At 76.5% G+C, this 23784-nt stretch carries 4 protein-coding genes (1 of these 4 cut by a window edge); 3 read left to right on the top strand and 1 reads right to left on the bottom strand.

The window, feature by feature from the left end:
• Positions 1–86: 86 nt before the first annotated feature.
• The 3 genes from AB0M80_RS25815 to AB0M80_RS25805 all read left to right on the top strand — a co-directional run bounded on the left by AB0M80_RS25815 (position 87) and on the right by AB0M80_RS25805 (position 8761).
• Positions 87–2909, top strand: a complete 2823-nt coding sequence (locus AB0M80_RS25815; RefSeq protein ID WP_364569747.1) for an AAA family ATPase — start codon at positions 87–89, stop codon at positions 2907–2909.
• A 160-nt stretch (positions 2910–3069) separates the two neighbouring features.
• Positions 3070–5820: an AAA family ATPase gene (locus AB0M80_RS25810; RefSeq protein ID WP_364569744.1), complete on the top strand. Its 2751-nt coding sequence runs from the start codon at positions 3070–3072 to the stop codon at positions 5818–5820.
• A 4-nt stretch (positions 5821–5824) separates the two neighbouring features.
• Positions 5825–8761, top strand: coding sequence for an AAA family ATPase (locus AB0M80_RS25805; RefSeq protein WP_364569741.1), 2937 nt, complete (start codon positions 5825–5827; stop codon positions 8759–8761).
• Here the strand turns inward: AB0M80_RS25805 and AB0M80_RS25800 are convergent.
• Positions 8758–23784: the 3' portion of an SDR family NAD(P)-dependent oxidoreductase gene (locus AB0M80_RS25800; RefSeq protein ID WP_364569738.1), read on the bottom strand. 12201 nt of this gene lie beyond the right edge of the window; only the last 15027 of its 27228 coding nucleotides appear in the window; its start codon lies beyond the right edge, outside the window; it ends in the stop codon at positions 8758–8760. The genes AB0M80_RS25805 and AB0M80_RS25800 overlap by 4 nt on opposite strands.

Raw genomic sequence — 23784 nt, 5'->3', positions numbered from 1 at the left:
CCGGTACCGCGCGCGTCCGGCCGATGGGCCAGGCTGGGCGCGCCGGCCGGACCCCCGGCCGGCGATCGCGCGCAGACGGGAGAGACGTGGCCGTTCGGAGTGGGGTGCGGGGATCCCGCCGGTCGGAACTGGCGGGCCGGGACTGGGAACTGCGGGTGCTCGCCGAACGCGCCCGCACCACCGCGCTCGGCGAAGGGCAGGCGGTGCTGCTGCGCGGGGCCGCCGGGATCGGGAAGACCAAGCTGCTGTCCGTCGCGCTCGACGAGCTGGCCGGGACCGCCGCCACCGTGCTCGCCGCGACCTGCGCCGACACCGGCGCCGCGGCCTATGAAGCAGTCCGCGCGCTGTTCGGTCCACTGTGGCCGCGCGGGGACGCCGAGGAGGCCGCTCTGCTCACCGGCAGCGCCCGGCTCGCGCTGCCCGCCCTCGCCCCCGAACGCGGCGACGGCTCCGTCGACACCTACTCGGTCATGCACGGCCTCTCCTGGCTGGTGGCCGGCCTCGCGGCCCGGGGTCCCGTCGTCCTGGCGGTCGACGACGCCCAGTGGTGCGACGAGACCTCCCTGCGCTGGCTGGGCTTCCTCCTGCGCCGGGCCGAGGACCTGCCGGTGCTGGTGCTGCTGACCCAGCGCACCGGCCCGGACGAGCCCGGCCCGGAGGCGCTGGCCGAGCTCGGTACGGCCGCGAACTGCCTGGCGGTCGACCTCGCGCCGCTGGCCGCCGCCGCGGTCGCCGACGTCCTGGCCACCGGGTTCGGCGCGACCCCGGACCCGGAGTTCGTCCGCCGCGCCGTCGCCGTCACCGGCGGCAACCCCTTCCTGCTCGACCGCGTGATCGGCGCGCTGCGCGACCGCGTGCCCCCGGACGCCGGGCACGCCGGCGTGCTCGACGAGCTCGGCCGGGAAGCGGTCGTCCGCCCGCTGCTGGACCGGCTGTCCCCCGGCGCCCTGTCCGTCGCGCGCGCGATCGCGGTGCTGGGCGGTGAGGAGCTGGAGACGATCGCCGCGCTCGCCGGCACCCGGCCCGGCCCGGCGGGCCACGCCGTGCAGGCCCTGCGCGACGGCGAGCTGCTCGAACCGGACCGCTTGGTCTACGCCCACGACCTCATCCGCACGGCCGCGCTGAACACCGCGGACCCGGCCGAGCTGGCCCGGCTGCGCGCACGCGCGGCCATGCTGCTCAACGACAGCGGCCGCTCGAGCGAAGAGGTCGCGGTGCACCTGCTGGTGCTCGACGGGCCACCGCAGCCGTGGATGGTCACGGTGCTGCGGGAGGCGGCCGCGGCCGCCGAAAGCCGGGGTGCCCCCGCGGCGGCCGCGCGGTACCTCGCGCAGGTGCTGCGGGCCGGCGAGGACGACGTCCCCGTGCTCGTGCACCTGTCCCGGGTACTCGGGCAGATCGACCCGGCGGCGTCGCTGCGGCACCTCGAACGCGCGCTCCGGCTGGTGGACGACCCGCGCCGGCGGGTGCCGATCGCCATGCAGTACGTCATGGTGTCGCTGAGCGCGCAGAACGCCCAGCGGTCCTACTCGCTGGCGACGGAGGTGTCCGACGCGCTCGAAGCGGTGCTCGGGGCCGACCCCTCCCCCGCCGACCGGGCGCTGCGCATGGTCAGCCAGTCGGCGCTGCTGCTGTCCGGGCTGGACGAGAAGGCCACCGTCGCCCAGGTCGGCGCGAGGTTCCGCGACGTCGTCCCGCCGCCGGGCGACACCGCCGAGGAGCGCGAGCTGCTCGGCATGCTCTCGTCGCTGGGCACCCTGCAGGGCCGCCCCGCCGCCGAAGTCGTCGCCCAGGCCGTCCAGGTGCTGCGCATCGGCGACGTCGCCCCGGGTGGGTGGGCGGTGCTGGGCGCCGTGCTCACCCTCTTCCTCGCCGATCGGCCCGAGCCCGCGCTCGCGGCGATCACCGGCGTGCTCGACCACGCGCAGCGCCGCGGCGAAGCGTGGACCTACGTCCTCGGGGCGACCGTCCGCGCGCTGATCCACCAGTTCTGCGGCAACCTCACCGACGCGCTGGCAGACGCGCAGTACTCCTTCGACGTCATCACCCAGGAGCGCTGGGCGCCCGGCATCGCGATGCCGCAGGCCGTGCTGGGGTCGCTGCTCGTGCGGCAAGGCGACCCGGCCGGCGCGGAGCGGGCGCTGGCCGCGATCGTCCGGCCCCGGCTGGAAGACTTCACGCTCGAGTACCACTGGTACCTGCTCGCGAAGGCCCGCGCGCGGGCCGCCCTGGGCGACGTCGACGGCGCGCTCGCCGTGCTGCGCACCTGCGGGGAAAGCCTGGCCGGCAGCGGGATCGGCAACCCCGTGCTGGCGCCGTGGTGGTACGAGTCGGCCGAGCTGCTGGCCGGGCTCGGCCGGACCACCGAGGGCGAGGCCGTGCTCGACGGCGTCGAGGCCGCGGTCCGTCGCTGGGGCACCCAGCGGGCACTGGGCATGCTCGAGACCTCGCGCGGGGTGCTCGCGACCGGGGACGCGGCGATCGAGCGGCTGCGGCACGCGGCCGAGCTCCTGGCGGATTCGCCGGCGAAGGTGGAGCAGGCGAAGGCCGAGTACCTGCTCGGCAGGCGGCTGCTGGCACGCGGGGACGCCGAAGGCGCGCGAGAACGGCTGCGCCGCTCGATCGACCTTTCCGTGCTCAGCCGGGACAAGCAGCAGCTCGGGCTCGCGCTGCCGGCGCTGGCCGAAGCGGGCGGGCGGATGCGGCACGGCACCGGCTCGCCGTCGGACGCGCTGAGCGGCAGCGAGCGGCGGGTCGCCCAGCGGGCCGCCGAGGGCGCGACCAACCGGGAGATCGCCGAGTCGTTGTTCATCACCCAGCGCACGGTCGAGGTCCACCTGACGAGCGTCTACCGCAAGCTCGGCATCACCGGGCGCGCCGAACTGGCGGCAGCCTTGCGCGACCGCTGAGTCACGGTCGGTCGCGGATTGCCCGGCTGTGCCCGGGAAATCTGGCCGCGCGGGCAGAGCTCCCGCCCCCGGCGCGCGGCCCGGTGCCGCGGCCCGGGCGCCCGCTTAGGCTGCCCTCGGCCCGGGTCGACGTCGACCCGCCGGTGGAGGTGGTCGTTCCGTGCGCGAGTCGCGTCTCGTCGGCCGGGAGCGCGCAGTGAGCGTGCTCGGCGACTTGGTCGCGGGCTTGGCGGACGGCCGCGCGGCCACGGCGGCGATTTCGGGGGCGGCGGGCACGGGCCGGACGGCGCTGCTGGAGTGGGTGCTCGCGGCCGCGCCGGGCGCGCCGGCCTCGTGCGTCCCGGACGGGATCCCGTTCGGCGCGGTGACGCAGCTGGCCGGGGCGCTGCTGCCCCCCTCCGCGTACGCCGACCTGGTGACTGCGTGCCTCGACGACCGCGAGCGCGCGGCCGGCCGGCTGTGCGACGCGTTCGCGAGCCTCGCCGCCGAGGGGCCGCTGGTGCTGGCCGTCGACGACCTGCAGTGGGCGGACGAGTGGTCGCGGTGGTGGTTCGAGGAGATGGCCGCCCGCACCGGCGACGCTCCGGTGTTGCTGCTCGCCACTTCGCACGAGCCGCTGGCGGTGGGTCATGGGATTGCGTTGTCCCCGTTGACGACCGCCGAGACGACGACGCTGGCGCACCGGGTGCTGGGCGAGCTGCCGCGAGAGGTGCTGGCGGCCGCGCTGGACGTGGTCCGCGGGCGACCGGCGGTGCTGGAGGAGTTGGCGGAGCGGTGGAAGGCGGGCTCGGAGGCGGGGGCAGCCGAGCCCTGGTCGGCCGCGCTCGACCTCGCCCGCGACCGGCCGGTGGGCCTGGCGCCGCACCGAGACCCGGCGGCGCCCGCACGGTTCGCGGGTCTGGCCGCGCACCGAGACCCGGCCCAGTTCGCACCCGCAGCGGGTTTGGCCTCGCACTGGAACCCGGCCCGGGTGGCGGCGGCCGGGCGGGCGGTGACATCGGCGCGGGCGGCGCGGGTCCGGCGCGGCCTGCCACCGGACGCGCTGGCCCTGCTGCGGGCGATGGCGGTTTCGGAGCGCCTCGACGTCGTGGCGGCGGTCGGCCTGGCCGGGCTGTCTTCGGCGGCCGCGCCCAAGGCGCTGAGCGCGCTGGAGGCGAGCGGATTGGTGACGGACGGGCGTCTGGCGGAGCCGCACCTGGCGGCGGACGCGCTGGCCGAGCTGGCTGAATCCGAGCGGGACGAGCTGTACCGCCGGGGCGCGGAGCTGGCCCACCGGACCGGAGCGGGTGCCCTGGTCGCGGCCGAGCTGCTGCGCGCGGCGCCCCCGGTCGGCGAGCCGTGGGCGCGGACGGTGCTCGTGGAGGCGGCGGAGCAGTGGTCGGCGCAGGGCAACCCCGTGGCGGCGGCCGAAGCCCTGCGGCGCGCGTTGGCCGAGCCGGCCCGTCCGGCCGATCGGGCGGTCCTGCTGATCCGACTGGCCTCGGCCGTGGTCCGCCGCGAACCCGACCACGCGGACCGGCGGCTGGTCCAGGTGCTGACGGAACCGGACCTGGCCGAGCACCCGGCCGCCGCCACGGCCGCGGACCTCCTCCTGGCCCGCGGCGACGCGGAGACGGTGCACCGGCTGGTGGCGGAGCTGGGTTCCCCGGAACCGGGCCGTTCGTCCACTGTGGATCCGGCGTTGGTGGCGCTGGGTGTGCTGGCACGGGAGGAAGCGGCGGTCGATCCGGAGATGCCGGTGCCCGCACTGCCCGGCCCGGACGTCTTGGACACGGAGGCACCGGCCGGCGAGGCACGCCCGAGCACGCCCGGCGGGGAATCCGCAGCATCCCCCGCAAGGACCCCGGCGCACCCCGGCCACGCCACCTCAAGCCTCCACCGGCCGCCACCCACTGTCCCCCGCGATCCCGCCGCAGCCGGGGTCGCCGCCTTCCGGCTCGCCGTTCGCGGGGAACAGCGCACCACCGTTCTCGCTCTCGCCGATCGGGCGCTCGTCGTGCGGGAAGAGGCGCCGCTCATGCCGCGCCTCGCCGCCTGCCGGGCCTTGCTCTGTGCCGGGGTTGCCGGTGCGGCCGTCGATGCGCTGACCGCCGTCGTCGCGGCCGCCCGGCGACGGGATGCGCGGGCCGCCGCCGCACGGGCGCTCGTCCTGCGGGCCGACGTCGCGCTGCGCGGTGATCGGCCGGACGATGCCCTGCGGGATCTCGCCGCCGCCGATCGGGAACTGCCCGCGCGCTGCTGGCATCCCGCCGCCCTCCCGGCCCGGTCCGCCGTCGAGATCGCCGTTCACCTGCGCCTCGGGCGGCTCGAGCACGCCCGCAACCTCGCCGCCGAGCCGCGGCCGCGCGGGGGTGGCCACTCCGCGGCCGCCGCGTTCCTGCTGCACGCCGAGGCGGAACTCGCCCTGGCCGGGGCCGACCCGGGAACGGCGCTCTCCGCGGCCCTCGAGTGCGGCCGCGTCCTGCGCTCGCGCGGCTGGGTCAACCCGATGCTCACCCCCTGGCGCACCACCGCGAGTCTTGCGCTGCGCCGCCTCGGCCACCGCGAAGCCGCCGCCACCCTGGCGGCCGAAGAACTGAGCCTCGCCGAACGTTGGGGCACCGCCGCGGCCCTCGAGGCCCTGCGCGACCGGGTCGCCGCCGGGCATCGCGCGGTGCCCGCGCCGCGGCGGCCCGCCGATCCGCCGCCCGCGCTGCGGTTCCCGCCCGCGCGGCCCGACGCCCTCTCCCCCGCCGAACGCGAAGTCGCCGAGCTCGCCGCGCGCGGGCTCGCCAACCGGGAGATCGCCCGGGAGCTGTCGATCGCGCTGCGGACCGTCGAACTGCGGCTGACCAAGGTCTACCGCAAGCTCGGTCTCCAAGGCCGGGGAGCGCTCGCGGACCACTGGCCCACCCGGACGCCGGGCGGCTGAGGCGGTGCTGTTCGAACGCGAAACCCAGGACGCCGTCCTGGCCGCAGCGCTGCGGGGTACCGGCGGGGTCGTCGTGGTGCGCGGGGAAGCCGGGACCGGCCGTTCGGCGCTGCTGCGGCAGCTCGGCCGCCTCGCCGTGGGCCGGGGCGCGCGGGTTCTGCGGGCCGGCGGGGCCCCCGCCGAACGGGACTTCCGCTTCGGTGTCGTGCGGCAGCTCGTCCTGCCGCTGCTCGGCGACCCGTGCGAAGCCGCGCTGCCCCCGCTCGCCGGGAAGCTGATCCGGTCGCCGGCCCCGGACGGCGACGACGTCCCGCTGCTCTACGGCCTGCACGTCCTGCTGGCCGCCCTCGCCGAGTCCGGGCCGGTCGTGGCGCTGGTCGACGACCTGCGTTGGGTCGACGCACCTTCGCTGCGCGCCTTGGCTTTCCTCGCCGGACGGCTGCGCGGGACGCGGGTGACCCTCGGCGTCGTGCTGCCCGGCAGCTCCCGTGCGCCGGTGCTGCGGGAGATCGCCCGGACGGCGGAGCACGAGGTCGTGGCCCGGCCGCTGTCCCCCGCCGGCACCCACGAGCTGGTCGCCGCCCGGATCGGGACCAGGCCCGAGCCGGCGTTCGCGGCGGCCTGCCACGACCTCACCGGCGGCCGGCCGAAGGACCTCGACGAACTCCTGTCCCGCGCGTTCGCCCACCGGCTGGGTGGAACGGCCACCGCCTGCGAGCCACTGCGCGAACTCGGCGCCGCCGTGCGGCGGGAGCGGCTGCGGTTGCTGGTCCGGCGGGAACCGGAGGTCGAAGCGTTCGCGCGGGCGGTCGTGACGCTCGGGCGGCACGCGGAACCCGAACTGGTCGCCCGCTTGGCCGGGCTGGACGAAGCGGCGTGCGCCGAAGCGCGCGCCCTGCTCGGCGACGCCTGGCTGAGCACCGCCGTCGACGGACGGCTGGTCCCCGAGCCCGCGCTGGTGCGGGTGGTCGAGGAGACGCGGACCGCCGCCGACACCGCGGCCGCCCACCGGGCCGCGGCGGCTTTGCTGACCGCACAAGGGTTTCCGCCCGAGCACGTCGCCGCGCAGCTGCTGAGCGTCGACACCCTGCGCGGGCGGGAGGAGGTCGCGACCCTGCGGGCGGCGGCCGTCGCGGCGCACCGCCGGGGCGCCCGGGACCTGGCGGCGCGCTACCTGCGGCGGGCCCTGCTGGACGCGCCGCCCGGGCAGCCGGGCCGGGCCCGGCTGCTCACCGAACTGGCCGCCGCCGAACCCGATCCGCAGGCGGCCGTGCGGTACCTCGTGCAAGCCGCGCCGCTGCTGCCCGCGGGCCGCGAACGGGCCGAAGCGGTCGCGCGGATCCCGCTCACCGCCGCCGCGCGCGGACCGCTGGTGACGGAGCTGGTCCGGTCGGTCACCGGCCCGGACGACCCCCGGCACCTACGGGTCCCGGACCGAGCCGGAACCGGCACCCGGACCGCACCCCCACCACCGGCGAGCGAACTCACCCGCACGGTCATCGGCTGGGAAGACCCCCAACCCACCCACCGCAACACCGCACCACCGACGACCGAACTCACCCGCACGACCACCAGCCCGGACGACCCCCAGCCCACCGGAACCCGCGCCCACACCACCGCACCGCCCACGACCGAACTCACCGGCCCGTGCGACCCCGAGCTCGCCCGGCGCCTGGAAGCCCGCGACTGGTTCGCCGCACTCGAGGAGCCGGGCCGGCCGGCCGCGGCCGCCGCCCGGCTGCGGCAGCTTCCCGAGCGGCCGCGGGGCCCCGGCGAGCGGGAACTGCGCGCCGTGCTGTTGCTGGCCGCCACGCTCGGCGGGCGCGTCACCGCCGACGAAGCGGCCCGGCACGCCACCGTCCTGCTGGACCACGAGCCGGCGCGGACCGTCCGGGCCGGGACCGCGCTGCGGATCGTCCCGCTCGTGCTGACCGCCGCGGGCCGCCCGGACGCTGTCACGTCGTGGCTGGCGTCGGCGGGCGGGCCGCGGGCCACCACCGCGACGCGGGTGCTCGTCGACGTCCACCACGCGCTGGCGCTGCTGTCGCGCGGCCGGTTCGCCGAGGCCGGGGAGCCGGCCGAGCGGGCGTTCCGCGCGGCCGAGCCGGGGAGCTACGACGTGCTGGCGTTGCCGGCCACGACCCTCGCCCTGGCCGCGGACGCGGCGCGCCGCCGGGATCTGGCCCGGCAGGTGCTCGACGGCCTCCCCCGCTCCGACGACCTCGCGGTGTTCGCGGTCGGCCGCGGCCTGCGGGGCATGCTGGCCGCCCGTGAAGACCCGGACGCGGCGCTGGCGCAGTTCCTCGACCGCGGCCGCCTGCTGGACCGGGCGGGCTGGCACAACCCCGCGATCTACCCGTGGCGCGGGTCGGCGGCGCTGCTGGCCCTGCGGCTCGGCCGGGCCGAGCAGGCCCGGCAGCTGGCCGGCGAACACCACCGCCTCTCCGTCGCGTGGGGTGCGCCCGCGATCGTCGGGCGGTCGCTGCGGGTGCTCGCCGCACTGGCCGACCGGCGGCACGCGGTCGAGCTGCTGCGGGAAGCGGTGGCACTGCTGGACGACGCGCCGGACGAGCTCGAAGCCGCCAAGGCCTGCGCCGACCTGGGCACCCGCCTGCGCACGACGGAACCGGAGACGGCACGGCGGTTGCTGGCCCGCGCGCGGCAACTGGCCGAAAGCTGCGGCGCGGGCCGGCTCGAAGGGCACGAAGACGGCACCTTCGGCCACGCGGAGCTGCCGCGGCCCACGGCGGAGCTGACCGCGGGCGAGGCGACCGTCGCGCGCCTGGCAGCGAGCGGGCGGACCAACACCGAAATCGCCGACGAGCTGAGCATCAGCCGCCGGGCCGTCGAGAAGCACCTGACCAGCCTGTACCGGAAGCTGAAGATCGACGGCCGCGCCCAGCTGGCCCGGGCGCTCGGCGCACGCTCCACAGTGGACTAGTCACCGGCCCCCAGCTTTTCGTCCAGCAGCGCGAACATCTCGTCGTCGCTGGCCTCGGCGAAGTCGAAGCCGTCGCCGGCCACGTCGTCACGGGCGGTCCAGACGCCGCGCACCTGCTCCAGGCGCGCGGTGATCTCCTCGTGCGCGCCGGGGTCGATCGCCGGGTCCCGCAACGCCTTCTCCAGCCGGGCCAGATCGGCCAGGATCGCCTGCTCCGGTTTCTCGTCCGGGGCGAGCAGCTCCGCGAGGTGCCGGGCGAGGTCGCGCGGGGTCGGCTGGTCGAACGCCAGTGTCGCGGGCAGCGCCAGGCCCGTCACCGCCGTCAGGCGCCGGCGCAGCTCGACCGCCGTCAGCGAGTCGAAGCCCAGCTCCGTGAACGCCTGGTCGGGTCCGACGCTGTCCTGGTCGCCGTGCTCCAGCACCACCGCCACGGCGTCGGCGACCACCTCCAGCAGCAGCTCGGTCCGCTCCGCCGCGCCGAGCCCGGCCAGCCGGGGCGCGAGGTCCGGCCCGGCCGCCGCGGGCCGGGCCGCGGGCCGCCGGGGCGGGACGAGCGTGCGCAGCGCCGGCGGGACGTCGCCGAGGGCGCGCAGCGCGGGCAGATCGAGGTGCACCGGCACCACGACGGGGTCGGCACCCGCGCGGACGGCGTCGAACGCGGCCAGGCCGTCCGCCGGGGCGAGGAGCCCGACACCCGCGCGGGCCAGCCGCCGGATCTCCGCTTCGGGCAGGGCCGCCGTCATGCCGGTTTCGGCCGTCCACGGGCCCCACGCCAGCGACACCGCGGGCAGCCCGCGGCGCTGCCGGTGGACGGCGAGGGCGTCGAGGACCGCGTTCGCCGCCGCGTAGTTCGCCTGGCCCGCACCGCCGAACGTGCCCGCGAGCGACGAGAAGAGCACGAACCCGGCGAGGTCGTGCCCGGCCGTCAGCTCGTGCAGGTGCCGGGCGCCGTCGGCCTTGGGGCGCAGCACGGTGTCGAAGCGCTCCGGCGAAAGCGAGCCGACGACGCCGTCGTCCAGCACGCCCGCCGCGTGCACGACCGCGGTGAGGTCGAGGCCCGCCAGCACGTCCGCGACCGCGGCGCGGTCCCCGACGTCGCAGGCCCGCACCTCCGCCCGGGCGCCCAGCTCCGCGAGCTCGTCGAGGAGCCCGGGCTCGGCGGTGCCGGACCGGCTGACCAGGACCAGGTGCCGGTGCCCACCGGCGGCGAGGTGCCGGGCGACCAGCGCGCCGAGGCCGCCCGTGCCGCCGGTGATGAGCACCGCGCGGTCGCGGTCCCACTCGGTGACGGCGTCCCCGGGCGTGGCCCGTTCGACCCGCGCGGCCGCGACCACGCCGTCCTGGATGGACAGTTCCGGTTCCCCGGACCCGAGGAAGTCGCCCACGGCCAGGGATCCGTCGGAATCGACCAGGACGAACCGGCCCGGGTTCTCCTGCTGCGCGGACCGCACCAGCCCCCAGACGGCGGCCGCCGCGAAGTCCTCGCCGTCGAGCGCACCGGCGGTCCGCACGACCAGCTTCGCGGTTTCGAAGCGCGAGTCGGCGAGCCACGCCTGGACCAGCGCCAGCACCTCGGCCGTGCCGGTGCGGAGGTCGGCGCCCGCGGGAACGGCCACCTCGACGAACTCGGGCACCGCGACCAGTTCGGCCAGGGCCCGCGCCGGATCCGTGAGGGCGTACGCGGGGACCGTGACGACGTCGGCGGACGCGGCGGCGATCGGCGTCCAGCCGAGCCGGTAGAGGTGCGTGGGGCGCAGCTGAGCGGCCTCGCGGACGGTGAGCCCGTCGACCGACGCGACCGGAGCGCCGGAGGCGTCGGCGATCGCGAGGCTGATCGTGTCCGGGCCCGCCGGGGCCAGCCGGACCCGCAGGTCCGCCGCCCCGGGCCGGTGCACGGACACCCCGCGCCAGGTGAACGGCAGCGCGGGCGGGCCGTCGGGCTCGGCGACCAGCGTGGCGTGCAGGACGGCGTCGAGCAGCGCCGGGTGCAGGCCGAAGCCGTCGGCGTCGTCGACGCGGACTTCGGCGAACAGCTCGGCACCGCGCCGCCACAGCGCCTTCAGGCCCTGGAACGCCGGGCCGTAGGCGAACCCGCGGTCGGCCAGGTCCTCGTAGGCGCCGGCCAAGCCGACCGGCACCGCCTCGTCCGGTGGCCATTCCGCGGTGGCGAAGTCCGCCGGCGCCGCATCCGGGGCGACGACGCCGGTCGCGTGCCGGGTCCACGAGCCGTCGTCGCCCGCGGAGTGGATCTCCACCGGGCGGTGCCCGGCCGCGTCGGGCGCGCCGAGGGAAACCTGGACGGTCACGGTCCCGGTCAGGACCAACGGCGTCAGCAGGGTCAGGTCGTCGACGCGCGCGCAGCCCGCTTGGGCGCCGAGGTGCCGCGCCAGCTCCAGCAGCGCCGTGCCGGGCACGAGGGTCGTGCCGAAGACGACGTGGTCGGCGAGCCACGGCTGCGCGGACGTCGACAGGCGTCCGGTGGCGACGACCGTGCCGGTGCCCGCCACTTCGACGGCCGCGCCGAGCACGGGGTGCCCACCGCCGCGCGGAGCGTCGGCCGGGCGGGCCGGCGGCCAGAACCGCCGGTGTTCGAACGGGTAGGCGGGCAGGTCGGCCCGCGGCCCGTCGGTGGCCCAGTCGACGTCGAGCCCGGAGACGTGCAGCCGGGCCAGCGCGCCGAGGAACGTCCGGTCCTCGGCGCGGTCGCGGCGGGCAACCGGGACGACGAGCGCGTCCGGCACGTCGACCAGACCGGACAGCACCGCATCCGGGCCGACCTCGACGAACCGCGTCACGCCGGCCGCGGTGAGCCGCTCGAGCGCGTCGGCGAAGCGCACGGCGTCGCGCACCTGCCGCACCCAGTGCGCCGGGTCGGTGACGTCGCCGGCGGCGATGAGCGGGATCCGGGGTTCGGCGAAGGTCAGGCCGGCGACGACGTCGCCGAACTCCGCCAGCATCGGGTCCATCAGCAGCGAGTGGAACGCGTGCGAGACGCGCAGGCGCCGCTGTTTGCCGAACTGGTCCGCGACGGCACTGACGGCGTCCTCCAGCCCGGACAGCACGACCGACGCGGGCCCGTTGACGGCGGCCAGGTCGACCCCCTCGCCCAGCAACGGGCGAACGTCCGCTTCGGACGCCTGGACGGCGATCATCACGCCGCCTTCGGGCAGCGCGCCCATGAGCCGGGCTCGGGCCGACACCAGCGTGCAGGCGTCGTCGAGGGTCAGCACGCCGGCGACGTGCGCGGCCGCGATCTCCCCGACCGAATGCCCGGTGACGAAGTCCGGGCGCACGCCCCACGACCCGAGCAGCCGCGCCGCGGCGACCTCGAACGCGAACAGCCCCGGCTGGGTGTACTCGGTGCGGTGCACCCGGTCGTCGTCCACCGCGGACCGGAGGGCCGGGTCGAGCCGGTCGAGGACCTCGTCGAACGCGGCCGCGAACACCGGGAAGCGCGCGGCCAGCGCGCGGCCCATGCCCGGCCGCTGCGCGCCCTGGCCGGAGAACAGGAACGCGGCCGGCCCGGCCGTCACCACGCCTTCGACGACGGCGGAAGACTGCTCACCGGCGGCGAACGCGGCCAGCGCGCCGGCGGGCCGGTCGGAGACGACGACGGCCCGGTGCGCGAACTTCGGACGCCGGGCCAGCGCCCGCCCCACGTCGGCCGCGGGCCACTCGTCCACTGCGGACGAAAGGCGGATCGCGTGGGTTCGCAAAGCCGCGGCCGAGCGAGCGGACAGCGGCCAAACCGACGGCCCTTCCGGAACTTCGGCCGGAGCGGGCACCTCGGGTCCTTGCTCGATGATCACGTGGGCGTTGGTGCCGCTGATGCCGAACGACGAGATTCCGGCCCGCCGCGGCCGCGCCACCGACGGCCAGACGCGGGCTTCGCCGACGACCTCCACGGCGCCCGCGGTCCAGTCCACGTGGGACGACGGGGTGCCGGTGTGCAGGCTGGCCGGGACGACGCCGTGGCGCATCGCCTGGATCATCTTGATGATGCCCGCGACGCCGGCCGCGGCCTGCGTGTGGCCGATGTTCGACTTCACCGAGCCGAGCAGCAGCGGGGTTTCCCGGTCCTGGCCGTAGGTCGCCAGCAGCGCCTGCGCCTCGATCGGGTCGCCGAGCATGGTGCCCGTGCCGTGCGCCTCGACGACGTCGACGTCCGAAGTGGACAGTCCGGCGCCGTCGAGCGCCGCGCGGATCACCCGCTGCTGGGACGGGCCGTTCGGCGCGGTGAGGCCGTTGGACGCGCCGTCGGAGTTGACCGCGGAACCCCGGACCACGGCCAGGATCCGGTGGCCGTTGCGGACCGCGTCGGACTGCCGTTCCAGGACCAGCAGGCCGACGCCTTCGGACCAGCCGGTGCCGTCGGCGTCGTCGGAGAACGCCTTGCACCGCCCGTCGGGGGACAGCCCGCGCTGGCGGGCGAACTCGACGAACGTCGCGGGGGTCGCCATCACCGTGACCCCGCCGGCCAGCGCCAGGGAGCACTCCCCCGACCGCAGCGCCTGGCTCGCCCAGTGCAGCGCCACCAGTGACGACGAGCACGCCGTGTCGACCGTGACCGCCGGGCCTTCCAGCCCGAGCGCGTAGGCGACGCGGCCGGACGCGACGCTCGGCGCGCTGCCGTTGCCCTGCTGGCCTTCGTAGTCGCTGCCGGCGAGCAGGCTGCCGTAGTCGCTGTACATCACGCCGGCGAACACCCCGGTCGCGCTGCCGCGCAGGGTCGCCGGGTCGATGCCCGCGTGTTCCAGGGCCTCCCACGAGGTTTCGAGCAGCAGCCGCTGCTGGACGTCGGTCGCGACGGCCTCACGCGGGCTCATGCCGAAGAACGCGGCGTCGAAGCCGGCGGCGCCGTGCAGGAACCCGCCCGCCCGCGCGTAGGTCGTGCCCGGGTGGTCGGGGTCGGGGTCGTAGAGCGCGGCCAGGTCCCAGCCGCGGTCGGCGGGGAACGGGCCGATCGCGTCGCGGCCGGCGGCGACCAGGTCCCAGAACTCGTCCGGCGATCCCGCGCCACCCGGGTAGCGGCAGCCCATGCCGACCACGACGATCGGGTCGTCGTCACGGGCGCGAGCCGGACGGACCTCGGCGACCGGTGCGTCGGCGCCGGTCAGCTCGGCCAGCAGGAACGCCGTGAGCGCCGCGCTGTTCGGGTGGTCGAACACCAGCGTCGTCGGGAGCCGCAGCCCGGTCGCGGCGGCGAGCCGGTTGCGCAGCTCGACGCCGGTGAGCGAGTCGAAGCCCAGCGCGGAGAACGCGCGGGACGGCTCGACGGCCGACCGGCCGGCGTGCCCGAGCACCGCCGCGACCTGCGTGGTGACCAGGTCGGCGACGACGTCGTGGCGCTCGGCTTCCGGCAGGCCGGTCAGCCGCGAGGCGAGTTCCCCCGCGGCGGCGGCCCGCCGCGTGATCGCGCGGACCAGCCCGCGCAGCGGCGCGGCGACCTCGCCGGACGCCGTCGCGGCCAGCCGGACCGGCACCAGCGCCGGTGTCCCGGCGCCGACGGCGGCGTCGAACAGCGCGAGGCCGTCTTCGGCGGTCAGCGCGGCGATCCCGGCCCGCGCCATCCGCGCGACCTCGGCGCCGCTGAGCTCCGCGGTCATGCCGCCGACCCCGGCCCACGGGCCCCAGGCGAGCGAGACCGCGGGCAGGCCGAGCGCGGCGCGGTGCTCGGCGAGCGCGTCGAGGTAGGCGTTGGCGGCGGCGTAGTTGGCCTGTCCCGCGCCGCCGATCGTGCCCGCGATCGACGAGAACAGCACGAATCCGTCGACGTTGCCGGCCAGCTCGTGCAGCAGCCACGCGGCTTCGGCCTTCGGGCGCCAGACGCGGTCGAGCTGCTCGCCGGTCATCGTCTCGACGGTGCCGTCTTCCAGGACACCGGCCGCGTGCACCACCGCGGTCAGGCGGTGGCCTTCGAGGACCGCGGAAAGCGCGGCGCGATCGGTGACGTCACAGGCGGCGACGGTCACCTCGGCCCCGGCGTCGGTCAGCTCGGTGACGTCGGCCCGGCCGCTGCGGCTGAGCAGCAGCAGGCGGCGCATGCCGTGCGCGGTCACCAGGTGCTTCGCCAGCAGGCGGCCGAGCCCGCCGGTGCCGCCGGTGATCAGGACGGTCCCGTCGGGGTCCCAGCCGAGCGGGGCGGGCTCGGCGGGCACCTTCGCGAGCCGCGGGACCTCGGCGACGCCGTCACGCACGCGGACCTGGGGCTCGCCGGTGGCCAGTCCGGCGTCGGCCGGATCGACGCTGTCGACGAGCGCGAACCGGCCCGGGTGCTCGGACTGGGCCGCCCGGACCAGCCCCCACACGGCGGCCGCGTCGAGGTCGGTACCGTCGGTGGCGCCGGTGGTGTGGAAGACGAGTTCCGCGTCGCGGGGTTCGGCGAGCCAGTCGCGGACCAGCTCCAAGGCCCGCGCGGGGCCGTCGGCCGTGACGACGACCCGGTCCCGCGTCTGCTGCCGGGTCGTTTCGGCCGGCACCCAGTCCAGCCGGTACAGCGCGTCGTGGGCGCGGGTGCGGGCGGCGGTCGCGGGCCGGAACGTCACCGCTTCGACGTCCGCGACCGGCTCGCCTTCGGCGTCCACGAAGGACAGGGAGACCGCGTTGTCCCCGGCCGGGGTGATCCGGACGCGCAGGAACGACGCGCCCGTGGCGTGCAGCCGGACGCCGCGCCAGCTGAACGGCACGTGCGGCCGGTCGTGCCCGGCGGTGAGCGCGACGGCGTGCAGGGCGGCGTCGAGCAGCGCCGGGTGCACCCCGAAGGCCGTGGCCGGTTCGTCGCCGAGGCTCAGCTCGGCGAAGACGTCGTCGCCGTGGCGCCAGGCGCGGCGCAGGCACTGGAACGCGGGCCCGTAGCCGAGGCCGAGCGCGGCCAGCCGGTCGTAGGCGTCGCCGAGGTCGAGGAGCTCGGCATCGTCCGGGATGGTCACTCCCCGGTTCGCCACCGGGGTTTCCGCTTCGAGGACGCCGGTCGCGTGGCGGGTCCAGCTCCCGTCGTCGCCCTCGGCGCGCGAGAACACGTCCAGCTCGCGCAGCCCGTCCCCGGCCGGGGCGGTCACGCGGACCTGCAGGTGGACGGCACCGTCCGCCGGGACGACGAGCGGCTCGACGACGGTCAGCTCGCGCACGCCCGCCGTACCGACGCTCAGCGCCAGTTCGGTGAAGGCCGCGCCGGGTAGCACGATCGTGCCCAGGACCGTGTGATCCGCCAGCCAGGGTTGCGCCGCCAGGGAGAGCCGGCCGGTGTGCAGCCGGCCGGCGCCGTCGGCGAGGTCGACCGTGCCGCCGAGCAGCGGGTGGGTGGCCGCGCCGAGCCCGAGCCCGGCGGGGTCGCCGGTGCTCCGGCGGGCCGGAGGCCAGAACCGTTCGTGCTGGAAGGCGTAGCCGGGCAGCGGGACCGCGCGGCCGTCGGCGAGGCCGTCCCACTCCACCGGCAGGCCGGCCGCGAAGAGGCGGGCGAGCGCGGTGCGGAAGGTGCGGGGCTCGTCGCGGTCGCGGCGCAGCACCGGGACGACGACGGCGTCATCGCTCGCCGCGAGTCCGGCGAGGACCGCGTCCGGGCCGACTTCGACGAACTTGTCGACGTGCCACGCCCGCAGCGCGCGCAGGGCGTCGGCGAAGCGGACGGTGTCGCGGACCTGCCGCACCCAGTACGCCGGGTCGGTGACGCTTCCGTTCGCCACCACGGGAATGGCGGGCTCGTGGTAGGTCAGGCTCGCGGCGACCGCGCCGAACTCGGCGAGCATCGGGTCCATCAGCGACGAGTGGAAGGCGTGCGAGACCGCGAGTCGTTTGGCGTCGCCGAAGTGCGCGGCGACGGCGGCGACGGCGGCGTCCGGGCCGGAGATGACGACCGAGCGCGGCCCGTTGACGGCCGCGAGGCCGGCCCCGTCGGCCAGCAGCGGCCGGACGTCGTCTTCGGCGGCCCGGAGGGCGACCATCGCCCCGCCGGGCGGCAGGGCCTGCATGAGCCGGCCCCGGGCGGTGACCAGCCGGGCCGCGTCGGCCAGGGAGAACACCCCGGCGACGTGCGCGGCGGCGAGCTCGCCGATCGAATGGCCGGCGAGGTAGTCCGGGCGGACTCCGCGCGCGGTCAGCGTGTGGAACAGCGCGACTTCGACGGCGAACAACGCTGCCTGGGCGTACTCGGTCCGTTCGAGCGCGGCGGCGTCGTCGCCCCACATGACCTCCCGGACCGCCGGGTCGAGCTCGGCGAGCGCGGTGTCGAGTGCGGCGGCGAAGACCGGGTCCGCGGCCAGCTCGCGGCCCATGCCGAGACGCTGGGAACCCTGGCCGGTGAACAGGAACGCGGTCCGGCCGGGCGCGGGTCCGCCGAGGACGACGTCCGGGTGCTCGGTGCCGTCGGCGAGCGCGGCCAACGCGCTCTCGCCGAACACGACGGCTCGCTCGTCGAAGCGGGCGCGGCCGTTCGCCAGCGTCCACGCGACGTCACGGGCATCGTGTGGTCCGATGTGGACGCTCAAGCGGCGCGCTTGCTCCCGCAGGGCGGCGGGGGTCTTGGCGCTGACCAGCCACGGCACGTCGGGCGGGGCCGGCCGCTCTGGCCCGGGGTGCGGGTGGGGTTGTTCCAGGATGACGTGGGCGTTGGTACCGCTGATGCCGAAGGACGACACACCGGCCCGGCGGGGACGGCCCGCCTCGGGCCACGGTGTCTCCCCGGTGGCCAGCGCGACGGCACCCGCGGTCCAGTCGACGTGCCCGGACGGTTCGGTGACGTGCAGGGTCCGCGGCACCACACCGTGGCGCATCGCCTGCACCACCTTGATGATCCCGGCCACGCCGGAGGCGGCTTGGGTGTGCCCGAGGTTGGATTTCACCGACCCGAGCAGCAGCGGCGTCTCGCGGTCCTGTCCGTAGGTCGCGAGCAGGGCCTGCGCCTCGATCGGGTCGCCCAGTGTCGTGCCGGTGCCGTGCGCTTCGACGACGTCGACGTCCTGAGTGGACAGACCGGCGTTGGCCAGCGCGGCGCGGATCACGCGTTGCTGGGACGGGCCGTTCGGGGCGGTGAGGCCGTTCGAAGCGCCGTCGGAGTTGACCGCGGATCCCTTGACCACGGCGAGGACCTCGTGACCGCGGCGTTCGGCGTCGGACCGCCGTTCCAGGACCAGCATGCCGACGCCCTCGGACCAGCCGACGCCGTCGGCGCTGCCGGAGAAGGGCTTGCAGCGGCCGTCGGGGGCGAGGCCGCGCTGGCGGGAGAACTCGACGAAGGCCGTCGGGGTCGCCATCACCGTGACGCCGCCGGCGAGGGCGAGGTCGCAGTCGCCGGCGCGCAGGGCCTGCGCGGCCCAGTGCAACGCCACCAGCGACGACGAGCACGCCGTGTCCACGGTGACCGCGGGACCTTCGAGACCGAGCACGTAGGCCACCCGGCCGGACGCGACGCTGCCCGCGCTGCCGCTGGTCTGGTAGCCCTCGACGTCTTCGCCGCCGTCGAGCAGCCGGCTGTAGTCGCCGTACATCACGCCGGCGAACACCCCGGTGGCGCTGCCGCGCAGTGACGAGGGGTCGACGCCCGCGCTTTCGACCGCGGCCCAGGACGTCTCGAGCAGGAGGCGCTGCTGGACGTCGGTCGCGACGGCTTCGCGCGGGCTCATGCCGAAGAACCCGGCGTCGAAGCCGGCGGCGTCGTGCAGGAAACCGCCGTGGCGGGTGTAGGACGTGCCGGGGTGGGCCGGGTCGGGGTCGTAGAGCGCGTCGAGGTCCCAGCCGCGGTTCGCCGGGAACCCGGTGATGGCGTCGCCGCCGGTTTCGACCAGCCGCCAGAGGTCTTCGGGCGAGCCGACGCCGCCGGGGTAGCGGCAGGCCATGCCGACGATGACGATCGGATCGCCGTCGACCGCCTTCACCGCGGGGGCCGCTTCGGCCGGGGCCTCGCCGGCGATGTGGTCGACCAGGGCACCGACGGTCGGGTAGTCGAAGACGAGCGTCGCCGTCAGCTTCAGCCCGGTGGCGGCGGCGAGCCGGTTGCGCAGCTCGACGGCGGTGAGCGAGTCGAAGCCGAGCTCGGAGAACGACTTGGCGGGGGTGATCCGCTCGGTGCCGCGGTGGCCGAGGACGTGCGCGACCTCGTTGGCGACCACGGCCCCGGCCTCGGCCCGCCCGCGCGGCCGCCCGGCCACCGCGGCGGTCCGCCGGGCGGGGGCGCGGACCAGACCGCGCAGGGGGTACGGGAGATCATCGCGGCGGCGCAGGACGACCCGGTCCAGCCGGACGGGCAGCACGACGGGCGCGCCGGAACCGAGGGCGGCGTCGAAGAGCGCGGTGCCCTGCTCGACGGTGAGCGGCGGGAACCCGGCGCGCGCGAGCCGTTCGACGCCGGTGTCCCCGAGGTCGGCGGTCATACCGGCGGCCGGGACCCACGGACCCCAGGCGAGGCTCACGGCGGGCAGGCCGCGGGTGTGGCGGTGGGCGGCGAGGGCGTCGAGGAAGGCGTTGGCGGCCCCGTAGTTGCCCTGGCCGGGGAGGCCGAGGGTGCCGGAGACGGAGGAGAAGAGGATCAGGTCGGTGTCGTCGGCGGTGAGTTCGTGCAGCAGCCAGGCGGCCTCGGCCTTCGGGCGTTGGACGGCCGCGAGGCGCTCGGGGGTCAGGTCGGCGAGGAGGGCGTCGTCGAGGACTCCGGCGGCGTGGACGACCGTGGCGATCTCACGGCCGTCGAGCAGCTGCTGGAGCGCCGCTCGCTGGGTGACGTCACACGCGGCGACGGTGACGTCGGCGCCGGCTGCGGTGAGTTCGGCGACGAGGGCGGCGGCCCCGGGGCTGTCGGCACCGCGACGGCTGACGAGCAGCAGGCGGCGGGTGCCGGCGGTGGTGACGAGGTGCCGGGCGATGATCGCGCCGAGGCCGCCGGTGCCGCCGGTGATGAGGACGGTGCCATCGGGGTCCCAGGCACGGGTGGTGCCCGGCGGGGCGGGGGTGAAGCGGGCGGCGAGGAGGGTGCTGTCGCGGACGGCGAGCTGGGGTTCGTCGCTCGCCAGGGCGGAGAGGAGGAGTTCGGCGGCGACCGGCCGCGGCTCGGCGGCCCGCGCCGGCAGGTCCACCAAGCCGAAGCGGCCCGGGTGTTCCGCCTGTGCCGCGCGGATCAAGCCCCACACCGCCGCCGCCGGGAGGTCTGCTCCCTCGGTTGCGCCGCGGGTCAGGAACACCAGCTTGCCCGTCGCCGCCTCGGTGATCCAGCGCTGAGCCAGCTCCAACGCCCGGCAGCTCAAGTCGTGCGCCGAAGCCGGGATGTCCGTTGCGGCTCCGGCCAGGCACGTCACCACCAGTGGCGCACCGGTGAGGTCGTCCACGCTCGGCAGGGCGAGGCCGAACGGATCGTCGCCCCAGAGCACTGCCGCCGAGGCCGGGGCCGGCGTGGGCACGGGGGTCCACCCGAGCGTGAACAGCGCGTCGTTGCGCTGGGTGGCTGGGCGGTGTTCGCGCAGGTCGAGGGCGTCGATTGTCGCCACCGGCGTGCCGTCGGGGGCGAACAGCTCCACCCCGTCCCCGCCGACCTGGACCCGCAGCGCCACCGCACCCGCCGCGTGCAGCGACACCCCCCGCCACGAGAACGGCAGCACCCGCGCCGGCGTGTCCGGGCGCAACGTCAGCGCGTGCAGGGCCGCGTCCAGCAGGGCCGGGTGCAGGCCGAACTCCGCCGCCTCCGCGTGGTGCTGCTCGTCGAGGGCCACCTCGGCGAACACCTCGCCGCCGCGGCGCCAGGCCGCGCGCAGGCCGCGGAAGCGGGGGCCGTATTCGAAGCCGTCCGCCGCGAAGTCCGCGTAGAAGTCATCCAGGGCGATCGGCGAGGCGTCCGCGGGCGGCCACACCTCGGCGTCACCGGCGGGAGAAGGCAACGCCGCACCCAGGGTGCCGGTGGCGTGTTCGGTCCAGCCGTCCTCTTCGGACTGACGCGAGTGGATGGCGATCGGCCGGGTGCCGCGCTCCCCCGGCTCGCCCACCCGCACCTGCACCGAAGCGGGCACCACCAGCGGGACGGCCATGGTCAGCTCATCGATCCGCGGGCAACCGCACTCGTCGCCCGCGCGGATCGCCAGCTCGGCCAGCGCCGTGCCCGGCAGGAGCGTCGCCCCCGCCACGACGTGCTCCGCCAGCCACGGCTGCGCGGCCACCGACAGCCGCCCGGTCAGCACGATCTCGTCCGAGCCGGCCAGGGCGACCGCGTCCTCGAGCAGCGGGTGCGCCACCGTTCCCGCCGCGCGGGCCGGTCGCGGTGCGGGCCAGAAGCGCTCGCGCTGGAACGGGTAGGTAGGCAGGTCCACCCGCCGTCCGCCGGTCAGGGCGGGGCGCCAATCGACGTCCACCCCGGCCACGAACAGCCGCGCCGCGGCCTCGACGAACGCGGCTTCTTCACCGCGGTCGCGCCGCATCAACGGCACCGCGAGCGCCTCCGGCACCAGCGCGGACAGCACGCCGTCCGGCCCGGCTTCGACGAACCGCGTCACCCCGGCCCCGGTCAGCGTCGTCACGGCGTCGGCGAACCGGACCGCCTCCCGCGCGTGCCGCACCCAGTAGCCCGGCGTGGCCGGATCGCCATCCGCGACCACAGTGGACACGAACGGCAAGCGCGGTGCGGCGAACGTCAGTCCACTCAGGACTGCGGCGAATTCCGCGAGCATCGGCTCCATCAACGGCGAGTGGAACGCGTGCGACACCGTGAGCCGCCGCGTCTTCTCGAACCGCGCGGCCACCTCGGCGACCGCCTCCGCCGTTCCGGAAAGGACGATCGAGCGCGGCCCGTTCACCGCGGCGATCGCGACGTCCGGGCCCAGCAGCGGCCGGACCTCGTCCTCGGCGGCCACGACCGCGACCATCGCACCGCCGTCGGGCAGGACCTGCATCAGCGCGCCACGGGCGACGACCAAGCGGCACGCGTCGGCCAGGGAAAACACCCCGGCGGCGTGCGCGGCGGCGATCTCGCCGATCGAGTGCCCGGCGACGAAATCGGGCGTGACACCCCACGATCCGGCCAGCCGCAGCTGCGCGACCTGCAGGGCGAACAACGCGGGCTGCGCGAATTCCGTGCGGTCCAGGCGCGCCTGGTCATCGCCGCGCAAAACGGCCACGACCTCGGGACCGAACTCCGCGAGGACGGCGTCATAGGCTTCGGCGAACACCGGGAACCGCCGCGCCAGTTCACGCCCCATGCCCGCGCGCTGGCCGCCCTGGCCGCTGAACACGAACGCGGTCCGGCCGGGCACGGCGGCACCGGTCACGGCGGCCGGGTGGTCGAGAGCGGCCAAGGCGTCCCGGGTGGTTCCCGGGTCGGTGGCGAGCACGACGGCCCGGTGCGCGAACCGCGACCGGCCGGCGAGGGTGTGCCCGACGTCGAGCGGGTCGCCGGCGAACGCGGCCAGGCTCGCCGCCTGCTCGTGCAGTGCGGTCTCGGACTTGGCCGACAGCGGCCACGGCACGACCGCGGGCACCGGCGCGGCAGGCGCCTCCGGGGTGGCCGGGGGCTGCTCGAGGATCGCGTGGGCGTTCGTGCCGCTGATCCCGAACGACGAAACCGCCGCCCGGCGCGGCCGGCCGCTCTCGGGCCACTCGATCGGCGAGCCGAGCAGCGCGACACCGCCGTCTGCCCAGTCGATGCGCGACGACGGCGGGTCCGCGTGCAGGGTCCGCGGCAGTACGCCGTGGCGCATCGCGAGGACCATTTTGAGCACGCTCGCCACCCCTGCGGCGGCCTGCGTGTGCCCGAGGTTCGACTTGACGGAACCCAGCAGCAGCGGGGTTTCGCGGTCCCGGCCGTAGGTCGCGATGAGCGCCTGCGCCTCGATCGGGTCGCCCAGCGAGGTGCCGGTTCCGTGGCCGTCCACCGCGTCGACGTCCGAAGGGGACAGACCGGCGTTCGCGAGCGCGGCTCGGATGACGCGTTGCTGCGACGGGCCGTTCGGCGCGGTGAGACCGTTGGACGCGCCGTCGGAGTTGAGCGCGCTCCCCCGGACCACGGCCAGGACCGGGTGGCCGTTCCGGCGAGCGTCGGAAAGCCGTTCCAGCAGCAGCATTCCGGCACCTTCGGCCCAGCCGGTGCCGTCCGCGCCGTCGCCGAAGGAGCGGCAGCGGCCGTCCGCGGACAGGCCGCGTTGCCGGGAGAACTCGATGAACGTCGACGGCGTCGCCATCACCGTGACACCCCCGGCGAGGGCGAAGTCGCACTCCCCCGACCGCAAGGCCTGCGCGGCCAGGTGCAGCGAGACGAGCGACGACGAGCACGCCGTGTCCACGGTGACCGCCGGGCCTTCCAGTCCGAGCACGTAGGCCACCCGACCGGACGCGACACTGCCCGCGCTGCCGCTGGTCAGGTAGCCCTCGGCATCTTCGCTGCCGCCGAGCAGCCGGCTGTAGTCGTGGTACATCACCCCGGCGAACACGCCGGTCGCGGTGCCGCGCAGCGCCAGCGGGTCGATGCCCGCGCGCTCGACTGCCTCCCACGACGTTTCGAGCAGCAGCCGCTGCTGGGCGTCGGTGGCGAGGGCTTCGCGCGGGCTCATGCCGAAGAACTCGGCGTCGAATTCCGCCGCGTCGTGCAGGAATCCGCCGTGGCGGGTGGAGGACGTGCCGGGGTGGTCGGGGTCGGGGTCGTAGAGCGCGTCGAGGTCCCAGCCGCGGTCGGCGGGGAACTCCGAGACGGCGTCGCGGCCGTCGCGGACCAGGTTCCAGAGCTGCTCGGGGGTGCGGACACCACCCGGGTAGCGGCAGGCCATGCCGACGATGACGATCGGGTCGTCGGTGGTCGCGGACGCGCGGCGGACCCCGGCGACCGGGGCGGCGGCGTCGAAGAGCTCGGCCAGCAGGTGCGCGGCCAGCGCGGTGACGGTCGGGTGGTCGAACACCAGCGTGCTGGGCAGCCGCAGCCCGGTGGCGGCGGCGAGCCGGTTGCGCAGCTCGACGCCGCTGAGCGAGTCGAAGCCGAGGTCGGAGAACGCGCGGGCGGGATCGACCGCCGCGGCGTCGGCGTGGCCGAGCGCGAGGGCGACGTGCGTGGCGACCAGCCCGGCGAG

Origin of the sequence: Amycolatopsis sp. NPDC051045 (assembly GCF_040682955.1) — a bacterium.
Classification (GTDB): domain Bacteria; phylum Actinomycetota; class Actinomycetes; order Mycobacteriales; family Pseudonocardiaceae; genus Amycolatopsis.
This window is presented reverse-complemented; position numbering and strand designations above follow the sequence as displayed.